General features: G+C 58.4%; 12 protein-coding genes, 1 tRNA gene and 1 pseudogene. 6 read left to right on the forward strand and 8 right to left on the reverse strand.

The window, feature by feature from the left end; genetic code table 11:
• Positions 1-13: 13 nt before the first annotated feature.
• A complete protein-coding gene (locus BW950_RS13135; protein WP_083944021.1) occupies positions 14-1,618 on the reverse strand; it encodes a putative glycoside hydrolase in 1,605 nt (534 codons plus the stop codon).
• A 60-nt stretch (positions 1,619-1,678) separates the two neighbouring features.
• Positions 1,679-2,956, reverse strand: a complete 1,278-nt coding sequence (locus BW950_RS13140) for a class I SAM-dependent rRNA methyltransferase (protein WP_159438805.1) — start codon at positions 2,954-2,956, stop codon at positions 1,679-1,681.
• Positions 2,957-3,059: 103 nt separating this feature from the next.
• Here BW950_RS13140 and BW950_RS13145 point away from each other — a divergent pair, with 103 nt between their 5' ends.
• Together BW950_RS13145 and BW950_RS13150 are read left to right on the forward strand one after the other, a co-directional pair.
• Positions 3,060-3,584 carry a YfcE family phosphodiesterase gene (locus BW950_RS13145; protein WP_076489762.1) on the forward strand — a complete coding sequence of 175 codons (525 nt, stop codon included), beginning with the start codon at positions 3,060-3,062 and terminating at the stop codon, positions 3,582-3,584.
• A complete protein-coding gene (locus tag BW950_RS13150; RefSeq protein WP_076489763.1) occupies positions 3,581-5,137 on the forward strand; it encodes a DUF5312 family protein in 1,557 nt (518 codons plus the stop codon). Before BW950_RS13145 ends, BW950_RS13150 begins: the two co-directional genes overlap by 4 nt.
• A 37-nt stretch (positions 5,138-5,174) precedes the next feature.
• Here the strand turns inward: BW950_RS13150 and BW950_RS13155 are convergent, their stop codons facing one another.
• Positions 5,175-5,819, reverse strand: coding sequence for a metal-dependent transcriptional regulator (locus tag BW950_RS13155; protein ID WP_076489764.1), 645 nt, complete (start codon positions 5,817-5,819; stop codon positions 5,175-5,177).
• A gap of 236 nt (positions 5,820-6,055) precedes the next feature.
• Between BW950_RS13155 and BW950_RS13160 the strand changes: the two genes are divergently transcribed.
• The 4 genes from BW950_RS13160 to BW950_RS13175 all read left to right on the forward strand — a co-directional run bounded on the left by BW950_RS13160 (position 6,056) and on the right by BW950_RS13175 (position 8,191).
• Positions 6,056-6,328, forward strand: coding sequence for a DUF3783 domain-containing protein (locus tag BW950_RS13160; RefSeq protein WP_076489779.1), 273 nt, complete (start codon positions 6,056-6,058; stop codon positions 6,326-6,328).
• Positions 6,329-6,383: 55 nt separating this feature from the next.
• Positions 6,384-7,490 (forward strand): histidinol-phosphate transaminase, encoded by a 1,107-nt coding sequence (gene hisC / locus BW950_RS13165; RefSeq protein ID WP_076489765.1) that lies wholly within the window; start codon positions 6,384-6,386, stop codon positions 7,488-7,490.
• Positions 7,491-7,494: 4 nt separating this feature from the next.
• Entirely contained in the window at positions 7,495-8,100 is a 606-nt protein-coding gene (locus BW950_RS13170) for a PrsW family glutamic-type intramembrane protease (protein WP_076489766.1), read from the forward strand.
• 18 nt (positions 8,101-8,118) lie between these two features.
• Positions 8,119-8,191, forward strand: a tRNA-Met gene (locus BW950_RS13175).
• 261 nt (positions 8,192-8,452) lie between these two features.
• On the opposite strand, the gene BW950_RS13180 is transcribed toward BW950_RS13175, so the two are convergent.
• The 5 genes and pseudogenes from BW950_RS13180 to BW950_RS15160 form a co-directional block, all read right to left on the reverse strand.
• Entirely contained in the window at positions 8,453-9,811 is a 1,359-nt protein-coding gene (locus tag BW950_RS13180; RefSeq protein ID WP_143559247.1) for a tetratricopeptide repeat protein, read from the reverse strand.
• On the reverse strand, positions 9,808-10,809 hold the full coding sequence (locus BW950_RS13185) for an NADase-type glycan-binding domain-containing protein (protein ID WP_076489768.1): 1,002 nt from the start codon (positions 10,807-10,809) through the stop codon (positions 9,808-9,810). Before BW950_RS13185 ends, BW950_RS13180 begins: the two co-directional genes overlap by 4 nt.
• A gap of 2 nt (positions 10,810-10,811) precedes the next feature.
• Positions 10,812-12,719, reverse strand: a complete 1,908-nt coding sequence (locus BW950_RS13190; RefSeq protein ID WP_143559248.1) for a hypothetical protein — start codon at positions 12,717-12,719, stop codon at positions 10,812-10,814.
• Complete coding sequence (locus BW950_RS13195; protein ID WP_076489770.1) at positions 12,716-13,501, reverse strand: eCIS core domain-containing protein; 786 nt, start codon at positions 13,499-13,501, stop codon at positions 12,716-12,718. The genes BW950_RS13190 and BW950_RS13195 overlap by 4 nt, the downstream gene beginning before the upstream one ends.
• A gap of 3 nt (positions 13,502-13,504) precedes the next feature.
• Positions 13,505-14,003: pseudogene (locus BW950_RS15160) on the reverse strand (hypothetical protein); the annotation flags it as partial.

Consider the following 14,003-nt stretch of genomic DNA (forward strand, 5'->3'; position numbering starts at 1 on the left):
ACCGGGGCGATCCCTAGGGACCGTCCCGCTCCTCATCGTCGAACCAGAGTCCTCGCGACACCATGTAGTACCGCCCCGAAAAGTTCCAGAGGGTAAACCCGCTTGCCCCGGCCGAGAGGCTTCCCCGGATCTGGCGTTTCAGATAGTCCGTATAGGTATCTTCATCAAAACGCAACTCGCCGCCAATCAGAAACGATTGGATATAGGGGCGAATCAGCACGGTATCACCGGTGATCCGCCTCCCCCGGGCAGTGCCTTCCTCATAGAGATATTCAGCCCACTCCAAATAGGGCAAATCACCCATGAAGGCCCTGGGAAAATGCGAGGGGTAGAGCATGGGCGAGATCACGTCCACGTACTGAGCCAGGGCCGCGATATCCTGTCCCAGATAACTCATGCGGTACCAGCCGTTGAAACCGAAGACATCAATACTGATTGGAATCGAGATCTCTTCCCGGGCACGCCGGGCAAACTCCGTAAGAGCCTGGACCCGGGGATCGCCGTAATCGATACCGCGGTTCAGGGCGGGGCTGTCCTCTTTGTAGCGATAGACAATATCCTGACGCCGACCGTCAGCAGGAGTCCTGATGTAATCGAACTGTATCTCGTCTACACCCATCTCCTGAAGTTCCCGGGCAATAGCGATATTGTAGTCCCAGACAAACTCCGAGAACGGATCTACCCAGTACTCTACCTGGCGTGAGCGGGTTTCTCCATCGTCAGTTGTCTCCTGGCGGAACACACCCCAGGGAGCGTTCCGGCGACTGTCCCAGAGAGCGTAGCGGTTGTTCTGATATCGGTAGAGTTGCTCATCCTTGAAAACCACAATCCGGGCGATCAGGTAGAGATCGCTCTCGTGAACGGTACGGATTACCCGCTGGGCATCGAAAAAACGACGGACGGCTCCTACCTGGCGAGGCAACTCAAGAGATGTTTCGTAGGCAATGCGACCGTTGTCATCCTTGAAGTCGATTACCACGGCGTTGAACCCCTGTTCCCGGGCAAACTCCATGTGCCCGGGAAGAGAATCAGGCCCCACATGCCAGGGAGCAAGGAAGAAGGATACTTTGTCGGCAGCCTTCTCCATGCGCTGCTCCCGGGCAGGATACATTCGGGCCTGAGGATGGTCCCGGGCTGGAACGGCCGCAGCCAGGGCGCGTTGGCCCCGGGAGTCAGGCAGGTTCACCACGGCCCCACGGCGGCGATCAATCGCCAGAAGCTCTCCCGACTGGGCACGACGCAGCCAGAGGACATCCCGATCCGATGGGTCGTAGGCTGCCTGGGCGATATCATCGTAGAAACCGTTGCCTTTATAAATTGTGCGCAGACCGTTGCCCCGACCCAAGGCGCTCCAGGTCTCCCCGTTATCCTCACTCTCGAAGATGCCGTGGAAGGTGGTTGCCACCAGAAGCCGCCGTTCATCCCAGGGAGAACGGGCAGCGCTGGTAAGATAGGTATTGCTTCCCGTTGCCTGACGAAGCGATCGGGCGACACGGACCTCATCGGAACCGTTCTGTGAGAACCGGAGCTCGCTGGAGGTCAGCTCGAGAAGCTCGGCGGGAGCCGCCCCCAGGGCCATGGAAAAAACGCAGAAAAAAACTACTGTTATGCCTTTCATCACCGGCGGAGACTACCACAGCACGGCACCGTTGGAAAACACCCGGAACGAGGCAGAGCGCTAGTCCACCCGAAGAACAAAGCCCTTGAGGTATTCCGCCTCGGGGAAGTGCAGTGGCACAGGGTGATCCGCTCCCTGGGAGAGAACCCCCTCGACTCGCACCGCCCTTCCCGCATCGGCAGCGGCCCAGGCCAGGGCGGTCCGAAAATCGTCGCGGCTTATGGCACCCGAGCAGGAGAACGTCACCAACCGGGAACCACTGCGCATCCCCTGAAGAGCTGCCAAGTTCAGATCCTTGTACGCCCGAAGCCCCGCATCACGGTGTTGCCGGGCGGGGACAAGCTTGGGTGGATCAAGGACCACCAGATCGAACGATTCCAGGCCCTGAGGCACCGCGTTCGTTCTCAAAAGTTCGAAGAGATCCCCCTTCACCACGTGGAGGCGATCGGCGGGAGCCTGCTGAAGAACCCGGTTGGCCTCAACCAGTCTCAGGGCAGCAGCAGAGCTGTCGGCGCAAACCACCGACGAGGCTCCTCCCGCCAGGGCGGTGAGCCCGAACCCTCCATGATAGCAAAAGGCATCCAGAACGCGCGCGCCCCGGGCATGATCGCCAACCCAGCGACGGTTCTCTCGCTGATCGCAATAAAACCCCGTTTTCTGGCCGGCCTCGGGCAGGGCGTGCCAGAGAAGCCCGTTCTCTTCGACCAGAATATCCGGATTCTCCGGATTCTCCGGGTTCTCCCTGTTCCCGCCGGGGCAGATCCATTGGCCCTGAAATGGCCCTGAAACACCCTCGCGCCCAAGAAGATCCCGGTCTGGAGAAAGATATACCCCTTGGGGGTTCACAAGGCGGGTCAGCTCCTCCTGAATCCATTGGCGATTATCCCAGGCGAAGGCTCCGGAAAGTTCCAGAACCAGGGTACGACCCAGAAGATCCGCCACAAGACCGGGAAAACCGTCGGCCTCACCAAAAACAAGCCGCACCGCCCCGTCGGGACGATCCCGCCGCAATTCGCTGCGACGCTCCACGGCTTCACGAAGAAGCTGAAAAAATGTTTCTCCCCGTATCGGTATCTCGGGGTTTCGGGTTATTATGCGAAGAGCCAATCGGGAAGAACCGTTATAGAGGCCCCATCCCAGAGGGCGTCCCGAGGGGTCACAGGCAAAAGCAGGCTGGGTATGGTCCCACACCAGGGGATGTTCCTGCACCGCCTGATGTACCGATGCAGGCAGGGTTGCCGGGCGGGGAGGCGCCCCCAAGGCGTTGCGAAACACCCAGGGATGGCCGTTGCGAACAGGCTTGATCCCCTTGGGCGAGAGCCGAATTTCCTGAATCACCCTGGCGCTCTGGTCCTTGGGACCGGTTTTTTGTACCCTTTGGTTGTTCCCGTGTGTATTCACGAGAGGAAGCTTACTACACCTTCGCATCAAGGAGGAACCGATGAAGATTGCAATCATGAGCGACATCCACGACAACATCTGGAACCTGGAACGAGCTCTGCAGCAGGTCCAGGACCAGGAAGCCCGGACCTTGCTCTTTCTGGGTGATTTCTGTGCCCCCTTCACCCTGGACCAGCTGGCCCGGGGATTTTCCGGGCCGATCCACGCAATCCTGGGCAACAACGACGGAGACCCCCTGCTCCTGAGCAGAATCGCGGGAGAGCACCCCCACGTGACCCTCCACGGGCACGTTGCAGAACTTACATTCGAGGGTGTAAAAATCGCCATGAACCACTATCCGGAGATCGCCCGGGGCCTGGCACATTCCCGACTCTACGACGCAGTCTTCAGCGGCCATGATCATCAGCGGTATCATCAGAAAGTGGAGAACACGCTCTGGGCAAACCCCGGCGAGGTGATGGGCCGCTTCGGCAAGCCCTCGTTCGGGATCTTTCTCACCGGAGACCTTTCCTTTGTTCATGTGGACATCGATCTCTCCCGCAGGGTTGCCGGGCACAGCCAGTGAGAAAGAGCGAGCGTTACACCGTCCCCTACCCGCCGGCAGAACCGGCCCCGGAGACGGTCTACCGGCAGCGCTTTCACGAGTTCCCCCTCTGGTACCGCTGGTATCTTCGAGTTCTGGCTCTGCTGCACGGTACTTCGGTGGAAAAAACGGTACGGCGGCACGAGTTACAGGAACTTCGACGAAAACTTGCCCCCCTTGCCCGAGACATTCTGGACCTTTCGGTACCGGCCCTTCTGCCCGGATTTCACCTTCGCCTGCGTAGCCTGGAGATAAAACGGCGCCGACTTATCCCGCTCCTCCGGGAGGTCCAGAGCAGTAACCGGGGCCGGTTTCTGGTCGAAACCCTGGCGCGGCAAGATCCCAAAACCCACCAGGCCCTGGAAGACGCAGCAGGCATACCGGAAACCCTTCTGGAGAGCACCGAGACAACCCTGGCCGTGGCTCGCGAGGCAGTTCAGAATCACCTGAAGGAAGAGCTGGAGATCCGGCGACATCGAATCGAAGAAACCCTGACCCCTCTGTGGACGACCATCACCGCCCTGAGCATTCTGGTCCGGGCCGATCTGGAGTCACTCCTGCCTCCAGCTGAACAGGGCCTGGTCCGCACGCCCCTGCGAGTGGTACAGACCCCACTCCAGGAGCTGCACCAGACCATGGAACTTCTCCGACGCGAGCGAAACCATACCGCGACGGAGGAACTCTGCGATTTTGCCCGTCGCCGGGCCCGCCTCCCCTCACCTCCGCCCCGGGAGATATGGCAGGAACTGGAAGAGTTCCGGGTAGCAGTGCCCCTCCTGGAGATCACAAAACTTGCCTGGGAGGACCCCTATCTGGAGATACGGCCCCTGCTGATCCGCAACGAATGGTGGCAGACCTTTCACCAGACCTGGACTGCCAGGGCAACGGAACGAACGGGGGCACTGCTGCTCACCCACCGGACCGAACAACTCAGGGAACGGCTCTCACAGATCTTTCAGGTCAGCGGCCCCCCTCCGTCATGGCTTCCTTCTGAGCTTTACCCCACCACGATGGGCTTTGTCCTGCTTCTGGGGGAAAGCGAGTTTTTCCACGACACGCGGCGGGTGGTAACGCAAGTGGTGATCGATGCGGTTTTTCAGCACCTGGACGTCCGCAACGCCCTGCATCAGGCGGCACTTCAGATAGACCAATCCCTGGAACGACTCTCGTCGCTCATGGGTAAGGGGGAAAAACGGGGAACTCTGGGGGAAGAGCTTTTGAGAATACGTCGCAGATCGGGCACTTCCTCCCTGGCCCGTCGGCAGCTTTCGGAACTCTACGAGCAACATCGACACCGTGTTCGAACCGCCCTGGAGGAGTTCATGGAGGCCCTTATTGCAGGAAGCGTCCTTATTGACCGAACCCTCTCGGGGACCGCGCCTGCCTTCGACTACCAGACAGTCCAGGCCCAGAGTTTCAGCGGAGATTTTCCGGCTCGGGAACTGCTGCAGACCGTGGCAACCCAGTGGGCCCCCTTGGGAAGAGAACTGCGGGCTCTCTATACCCTGGAGTCCACCGCCGGACCATCACCCTGACAGCTTCCTGGCGCGGCCCTGCGCCAGGAGGGGATGATCAGTCTATACCGTTGGGAAGCCTCGAGACAGGCGAGATGGGCGAGCCAGGGGGCTCTTCCAGGGGATTATCCCCCCGCCGGCCCGGGGAATCGGCTTTCACCGGGACAGGCTCCCTGAAGGCCTCGTTGTTGTCGACGCTGCCGGGAGCGGGCCCTCCGGGAGAGTCATCGTCGGCGCAACGCCCACCTGGACCATGCATGCCATAGAGATGCTCGCAGAGGTGACGACACCCGGGGTCCCAGTCAAAACGCTTTCCGGGGTTGTTGCGATAGAAATTGTTGAACTGCACAAGCCTGCAAAGCACGTCGGCAGGCAAACTTTGTTCGATCTGAGCCGACACCTCCTGAGCCCGCTCGTGGGGCAACCCCAGGGCAAGCTGGAGAAAATCCTGGGTAGCCCGATGCTTCAGAAGGAGCTTGCGGGCAAGACCATCCCCCGCGTCGGTGAGGCTCACATAGCCGTAAGGCTCATAGTTGATCATGCCCGTCTTTTCCAGCTTCTGGAGCGCCCCCGTTACGGAGGGTCTGCTCACCCCCACCACTTCGGCGATATCCTTGGAACGAGCCACCTTGTTCTCGGCAGCCAAATGGTAGATCGCCAGCAGGTACCGCCCGAGGCTTTCGGTAATCTGTTCTATCAACATGAAAACTCCTTTTCAGCGCCTGCTACGCGAAAATTTCCCGCGCCCTGGTACACCCGGCATAGTCTCAGCATAGTATATCACGAGTGGAACAAAATTTGTTAGCCTAACTCCGCCCTGAACCGGGCACCGAGAAATTAAGAACTTTTCCGAACAAAGTCAAGGCAGAGATTATTGAGACGCTGCAAGCCGGCAAACCACTCTTGGCGAAGCCCCTTTCTTCCGTTTACACTTCCTTCATGAGTGAACGAGTTATCATTATGCACGGCTTTGAGTATCAGGAAATAGACCTGATCATGCGAGCCGTGAAGAAGACTGTGGAATCACCCCGGGATGTGATCTTCGCAAAAACCACAGAAAACTCCCTGACCATGAAACTGTCTGATCTGATTGAAGACCTTAGTCAGGATCACGCCTACCTGCGAGACAATCCGCCGCCCGTCGCCAACCATTCTTCCGGAAAAGATTCGGAGACTGAAAGCAGGGAGCCGGAGCAAAGTGGCACGACCTGACAGATGAGATTCTCTATCTGGCGTTGACCGGGAAGGTTCCAGGACCTACTATAGGATGGTGAAAAACAGAACGGTGAAAACACGACAGATTCTTTCCGACATGCCCCCCTACGTTCCCGGCGCACGCCGTCCCGGGGCAATCAAGCTCTCGTCCAACGAGAACCCTCTGGGGTGCTCACCAGCCGCGCTCGAGGCGATCCGCCAAGCCGCAACGGAAGCTCACATCTATCCCGACGGAACAGCCCTGGCCCTGAAGCAGGCTCTGGCGGAGCAGGCGGGCCTCACTCCCGAAGAAATAATCCTGGGCAACGGCTCCGACGAGGTTCTCACCCTGATCGCAGCAGCCTATATCAACCCCGGAGACTGTGTCCTGGTGGGAGCCCACACCTTCTCGCAATACGCCTTTGCAGCAAAACTCTTCGACGGCCGGGTGGAAACGGTCGATATGCCCGACCTGGCCTTCGATCTGGAGCGGATCGCCGACCGTCTGGAAGAACCAGGTGGACGGCAGGTCCGGATCGTCTTTCTCTGCAGCCCCAACAACCCCACGGGGCTAACCATCTCCCAGGATGATCTAAAGCGGTTCCTGGAGCGGATATCGTCTCAGATACTTGTTGTGGTTGATCACGCGTACCTGGAGTTCCAGGAGGATCCTGCCAGCTGCGATGCCCGGCAATACCTGAAAGACCATTCCAATCTTATTGTCCTTCAGACCTTCTCGAAACTTCATGGCCTGGCAGCCCTCCGCGTGGGCTACGGTCTGGCCGATCCCGGGGTTATCGAGGCCCTGAACCGGGTTCGCTCGCCTTTTAATGTGAATAGCCTGGGTCAAGCCGCCGCTATCGCCGCACTGAACGATCAGGATTTTATCAGAACCTCCCTGGAGACAAACCGTCAGGGAAAAGCCCTCATGAACGCCCTCTTTGAACGGCACAAGTTGGCCCATACCTCGTCGGAGGGGAATTTTGTCACGGCGCGCTTCCCCGGCGAGGCCAGATTCTACGCGAATCTTCTGGCCGAGGGAGGAGTCACCGTGCGCCCCCTGGCCAGTTTTGGCCTGCCCCAATGGCTGCGGATCACCATCGGCACACCCGAGCAGATTGCTACACTGGAAGCTCTGCTGAAACCCCTTCTGACAGATACTCCGGGAGTCCCTGGATAACGCCGTGAGCGGAGCTTTTCTGGGGGTAAACATCCCGATGCTCCTGTTCTCGACCATCCTGGTGGTGCAACTCGTCCCGGGAAGCCACTGGGGCGACCTGCTTCCCGGAGCCTGCGCCGCAGCGGGGGCACTCCTTATCTTTCTGGGTGTGCGCCAGTTCTTTCCTGGAACTTCCCTCTGGCTTCCTCGCGGAGAAACCCTGATACGGCTCTTTCTGATCGCTCTGGTGGAGGAACTGGCCAAATATTGTGCCGTGGCACCCTGGCGCCGTCTTCACCCTCCGGGACGAGCAGCATTGCGAGGCTTCGGCTTTGCTTCGGCAGAGAACCTTCTTTTCCTGTTCCTTTCCCCGGGCATTTTCCTGCGTCGCATCTTCCTGGCGGGGGCACTCCATAGCACCACCGCCCTCCTCTATGGCCGTCCCTGGGCCTATGTTCGGGATCGTCGGAATGCCCGCAGCCGCCCCCGGGCAGGGGCCCGAGGCGAGAAGACCCATCCCTACCAGGGCCCGGCCCCCCTGCTGGATTCGCTGATTCTTCTGGCCGGAACGGGGCTCCACTTTTCCTACAATCTTCTCGTCCTGGGGGTTGACGCATATCCGCCGATTTGATATCTTCTGCACACACGACGCAGGGTAGAGCAGTTGGCAGCTCGTCGGGCTCATAACCCGGAGGTCGCAGGTTCGAGTCCTGTCCCTGCTATGTAAAAGCGCGTTCCTTCAGGGAGCGCGCTTTTTTTGTGTTGTTGTTCAAGAATTCTGGCCGCCTTGCGGCACCAGGCTGCCGCAACCGGGTGCTCCACTGCAATTCCTCGGGCCGGCACGCACTCCGTCCAAAGCACCACCTGACCCACCCCCGACTCACTCTTCCTGCGGGAGCCGCTTCCGGCTCACTGCCCCTCGCCGGCGGCCCCCGCCCGGCCCTGCGGGATTTCCGCTCCGCCCCCTGGCGGGGGAGAAGGTCTCACGGGATTGTCGGGAGGATACCTGCAAGAATCCGCTGTGTATCCGGTGAGTAGTGCGTGCTTCGTGTGCGAAAGTACCCGACATACGCTGGGTGGCTGCACATCTCCCACACCGCCTGCACTGCATGAGGGGTGTACACCGTCGCTGGAAGATCAAGGCAGTCCAGAACTGCATCAGCAGCCCTTTCATTTACTTCAGACCCTGTCGTTGTCACAAGCTGTTCCATCTCATGTGCTGTCAACAACCGTTCGGCACATGATGCATCCAGCCCCACCAGACGGCACAGTTCTTCCTTGGTGCGGGTGCCATACGTACTACTGCCGGTTATGGCTATTGTCTTTTCCAGAAGCTGCTGCGCGGTACGGAAGCAGTATGACGGGTCGCCGTCCCTCAGTGCGTGCCACAGATGATAATAATAGCCGGGAAAACGGGAAAACAGCGGCTCCAGTTCGAGGTAGCGGCGACGCACCTCAACATCAGCAGGGGTGCCTCGAAGGTTGCACACCTGCGTGAGGTATCGCCAGTACAACAGATCAACACCATTGGCACCGGAAACACATTCCGCGCCGGCTGCAAAACTACCGGAAAAGTAGCGATCAACTCCTGCCAGTACAGCTTCCAGCATATCTTGATTTGCTTCATCTACAAGGTCCCGGGCTGCCGCCTGCATTCGCTGCTGGTTCTCGGCTACCTGCTGATCTGTTATGCTGCCGGTCAAACGAGACCAGTCCATGTCCTGCACCGCTGCAAGATAGCTTTCGATATACCGACCCAGGGCTTCGTAGGAGGGCGAGCTCAGCAACCCTGCCGAATAGCTCAGCCCATGTCGAGCTTCAAGATACGATACCCGTTCAACAACCGCCGCATGGTTTCCCTTAGCTCGCAGCGCGCGACAGGAATGCAGCAGATCAGATGCTGAGAGTGCTTCGCTATCCGATTCCCACAGATGATCATAGACCGAACATGCTTCCGCAGTACGGTCGCATCGCAACAGCATCAATGCATATGCTGAGGCAATCTTCCGGTCTTCCGGCATGTATTCGTGGGCGTATGCAAGCTCGCTCACAGCTGCTGCATGTTCCCCGTCGTCACCGTACAGCTGTGATAGGGTCAGAAACACACGGGAAGATATCGATTCGTCACACCCGGTGCGGTCGCTTCCACGCAGCCGCTCAGCAGCCTGGCTCAGCACCCGAACTGCCTCTCCTGTCGCGCCCGAGCGTGCGTAGCTATCACCCAGATGATACAGAAGCTCGACCTCCTCGGGATATTCCGCGGCAAGTTGCTCAAGCGCCACTATACGTCGCGGTAGCTCAGGGATAGTGAGTGCTTGCTGTAATGTGGGGGACGAAATCATTCACTACTCTCCCAGTAGTTCTCCCACCAGCGTCCGAATATTTCTGCACGCTCCGACGTATTCAGCGTATCATGGGGCGGCATGATGGCGGAAATTGCCGTATCCTGCCAGCGTGACCCAGGGTAGGCACTGTCGATAACCAGCCGCATGGAGACTACCGGTTCGGGAAACTGAATGGTTTTGAAGTACACAAAATCCAGAAACCGCACCTGCTGCTCCAGACTGCGCCCGTCCTCGGTGGTGCCGATCACAGTCGCAGCCTTCACCCGGCTGTTCATTTTGTACAGATGCGGGCGATAAGGATCCACAAACCCGTTGAGCACGTAGAACCGGTCGCGACCCTCGCTGATGTCAATCTGAATCCACTCGCCGATACCGGGGCCTTCGACATCCTCAACCCAGGGGTAGATAAGGGGGTTGTGCCCTCCGCCATAGGGTCCCCGCAAGCTTATGTGATATAGATAATCACTGAGATACTCTCCGCTATATTCAACCCTTTTTCCCCGAACCATCTCGATCATATAGTTGCTACTGGTAATCGAGACATCCAGCGCGGAATAGGGAATCCCAAACGACCGAATAAACTCACGTGGATTCTGCTCTGCGCTCTGGCGGTGTTCGAAAAAATGTGGGCTTGTTACCCCGAGGGGTTGCCCGTCTATCTCTGATACGGCCTGATGTTCAAGCGGATCCACATCAGCAACCAGGATGTATTCGTCCCCTAGTATTACGTGCATCGTAGATCCGAGAATCTTTACTTCAAGAAACCCGGAATCAGTGTTGAGCTCCATCTCGGAAATTGGAATATCATCAAAATCACGGTGAACAAGCACCATGTTTTCTCGCCAGTAAAGGTTCCCCTCTGAATGCCCCACCTTAACCGATTCTTCCCGCCCAAATGAATCGCGAAGCTCGTCGTACCAGTCCATTCCGTACACGATGGCTCCAATCAGAAACAAACTCACCACAACCCCGAGTTTACGAATTACAGCTTTCATTGTTACTCCTCCCGGATTACGGTTCGCACATCATAGGGGTAGTCCACTCCCCAATCGGTTATCTGATCATCCAACTCGGCCAACACGGTTGGGGTGTTGATAAAACAACCGGCTGAGATAAGCCCGTCAGACCAAGTATTGCTATTTGTTCTGTCACTATGCCCCAACCAACGAGGATCATCGTTACCATTTCGTCCGGCATCAGCACCTATCTCTGTCCCACCTATCGTTTTTGCCCGGTTTATCTCGAAATACGGACCGTCCCATTGAGATGAATTGAAACCCCCGAAGCGCATGTAAAAGGGATGATTGGTTGCTATGGTACTCTTGCGATAGACCTCTGTATTAATGTAAGCACGGGCGCCTTCCGGCAGAGATGCATTGTAGCCATTCGCCACCGTCTGCCAGCCATCGGTCCTGTATCTGCCTATCTCGTTCCCGTCAAGATCGTGCTTGGTCAGAATGATAGAGTCGAGTCCCTGCAAATGCTCATCCGCCTCACGTGCTTCTCTATTTGGATCACCTCTTCTTGCTGTGTGTGTTCTCAACGAGTCATGACTGCTGCGATCCCGCATCACCAGTCCCTGTATGGCAAAGCGCGCAATGTTGCCGTTCTCATCCTCATTGATCACTATCTGCCCGAGATCTTCAACATCGCTCATAGGAAGTGATATCTCATCATGATCGATCCAGGCGTTGCCGTTCCACTCCATCCCGTGGTGCTTCATCATGGCCTCGCCGGCCAGTTTCTCCCGCTGGTCTTCCGTAAAAGATGCCCACATAAACGGGTGAGGGAGAACTCTCTGATCCCACAGCACGCGATGGGAATTAACACCGGCCTCATCCGCAAGTTCCAACACATCAATCAGGGTCTGGTCATCATATATCCGCAGATCATGCAAACTACGGCCTAGTAGTTCCTCTGCCCGCTGCAGGCCGACATACCGTGCCAAAGCCTGGCTGATCGATCCTGTTTCATCCTCAATATGTGCCCTGCGAATACTGCGCGCCCCTTCATTGGTATCCGGCAAATAATGCTGCACATGCAGATCCCGTTTACTTCCTGTGTCATCACCCCACTCGATGTTTCCGTCGGTAGTCAGCAGCCAGTACTCTGCCTGGCTGGAGAACAGCTTGTCGACAATTGCATGGAGTGAGCGTTTCCCGCGTATCTTCTCGACACCCTGCAGAAACTCCATCAAGCGGTGATTTCTTCCCGGCAAACGACGATAGCTATTGCGCACCTTCCCGGCCATGGCGATGTCCGATTCCACAGCCTCGCGGGTTTTCTGCTTGCGGTTCTCGCCGGTTCCGGTGCGGTGCAGCTCGTGTGAGAGAATCAAGGCGGCTTCGTAGATACCGGCGTCGCTGTGGGCGGTGGCAAAATCCCGGTGCAGATGAAAGATTCGCACCCCCTGCTCGCGGGTGGTTTTCCCCAGCGCGCCCTCGGTGGGATCAAGGTCAAAGCGTATCTCGGCCTTCCCGTCGTAGTAGTCCATGATCCCCCGTCGGGCGGTTTGATCACCATGCACCCACACCACCTGCAGTATCCGCCGCAATGCCTCGTGCGCTTCGGCGGCGATCATGTCCCCAATCATCCGGCGCGGTCGGTTCAAGGCGGTGCCGGAACTCAGCCCAAGTTCAGTATAGTGTCCGAGGTAGGTTTCCTTCAGCTGCTCCAGCTCGCTACGATCAAGCTTGGCGAGTTCCTGTTCAAACTCTTCCAGCGCCCGGCTGGACATTGCCTCACAATGTACCCGTTCATACCCGGCGACCTCTCGCGCTATGTCCTCACGCCGGATGCTCTTCATCCGCCCATACAACCTGTGATCCATTTCCTTCAAGAAGGTATAATACAACCGCCGTACATCCTCCCGTAGCTCATCGATCACCATTGGTACGTGCTTCATACAAGCCCCCTGTGGCTCCAGGCATAGACCTTCATCATCTCCCGTTCACCGGCTTCTCTGGTCATGGCTGCCAGCCGCTCGGCAAGCTCTTCTTCAAACTGCTTGCGCGATGCCTCGATAACCCGTTCATACTCGCGTTTGCTCAAGCGCACGACCTCTCCACTTCTTAAGCACAGCTCGATTACCACCCCGTTGTTGGCAGCAGAAAACTGCGCGAGCTCTCCACCGCCAGTACCCCGCGATAACCCCTCCGGTGTTGCCTCGTCGGTGTGGCCGAAGGCCCCCGGGGTGTCACCCTGTAGTTTATCACGTTCGATCGCCTCCAACGGACGGCCTTGCAACAGGGTAGACACCAGCTCAGCCTCAAGCTCAAGATCCAGCAGCTCCTCGCTGTAGACCATTCGCTCCCCGCGCAAAACCTGCACTACGTGTTGCAGTTCATGCACCAAAAGCTGCCGGCCTTCATCGCTGTGCGGGGCGTACATACCCCGGGCAAAGTAGATGTCATTCCCGATCGTCACTGCAACCGCGCCGGCCTGGCGAGTGAGCTCTTCGGCATGCTCGCCGATGTGAATTCGCACATTCGAGAGGTCTACACCAAACAGGTGCTCCAGCTGGTCTTTCAGTCCGGCCTCCAGCGGAAATGTCCGGTCGGTCGCCCCAAACCAACTCATGCGCCCATGAGGATCTTCATCCGGAGCATCACTGTGCTTGCACACAAGCTTCCAGGTCCGGATGGCATGTTGCATCACGGCATCGCGTGTACGTCTGCGCTGCTGCATGGCCTATCCCTCCTGCCTGATGTCATCCTGCAATGCACTGACCACATCATCAACGCTCTTCCGGATACGCTGAGCACCACTGCCTCCCGCTCCTCCCCCACTCCCCCCGGCCCCGCCAGCATCGTGGCTGGCACTGCGGGCCAGGGCCGGCTGGGGCTCTCTCTCCCCGGCGAGGGCGGCCTTGTCGGTCTCGTAGTTGCGCCGGATTCGTTCCATTCGCTCCTCTTCGGGATCTCTCGTTCCGGCTCCGCCAGAGCCACCTCCGGCCACACCTCCGGCTGCACCTCCGGCCACAGCTCTGGCTGCAGGTCCGGCTGCACCTCCGGCTGCAGGTCCTTCAGCAGGAACAGCCCCGGCCCTTCCTGCCAAACCACGCACCCCGCCGCCCGGCAAGCCACCCTGCATCATCCCGGCCATCGCCACAGCTCCGGCAGGGCCTCGGGGAACAGTTCCGCTCCCCGGAACATCGCCTCTGCCACTGCCCCCGCCCGAGACCTTCACT

Origin of the sequence: Alkalispirochaeta americana (assembly GCF_900156105.1) — a bacterium.
In the GTDB taxonomy this organism is placed as follows: Bacteria; Spirochaetota; Spirochaetia; order DSM-27196; family Alkalispirochaetaceae; genus Alkalispirochaeta; species Alkalispirochaeta americana.

Coding starts and splice junctions, on each gene's coding strand:
- BW950_RS13135 (WP_083944021.1), bottom strand. CDS start 1,618: ATGAAAGGCATAACAGTAGTTTTTTTCTGCGTTTTTTCCATGGCCCTG.
- BW950_RS13145 (WP_076489762.1), top strand. CDS start 3,060: ATGAAGATTGCAATCATGAGCGACATCCACGACAACATCTGGAACCTG.
- BW950_RS13155 (WP_076489764.1), bottom strand. CDS start 5,819: ATGTTGATAGAACAGATTACCGAAAGCCTCGGGCGGTACCTGCTGGCG.
- BW950_RS13160 (WP_076489779.1), top strand. CDS start 6,056: ATGAGTGAACGAGTTATCATTATGCACGGCTTTGAGTATCAGGAAATA.
- hisC (WP_076489765.1), top strand. CDS start 6,384: ATGGTGAAAAACAGAACGGTGAAAACACGACAGATTCTTTCCGACATG.
- BW950_RS13180 (WP_143559247.1), bottom strand. CDS start 9,811: ATGATTTCGTCCCCCACATTACAGCAAGCACTCACTATCCCTGAGCTA.
- BW950_RS13185 (WP_076489768.1), bottom strand. CDS start 10,809: ATGAAAGCTGTAATTCGTAAACTCGGGGTTGTGGTGAGTTTGTTTCTG.
- BW950_RS13190 (WP_143559248.1), bottom strand. CDS start 12,719: ATGAAGCACGTACCAATGGTGATCGATGAGCTACGGGAGGATGTACGG.
- BW950_RS13195 (WP_076489770.1), bottom strand. CDS start 13,501: ATGCAGCAGCGCAGACGTACACGCGATGCCGTGATGCAACATGCCATC.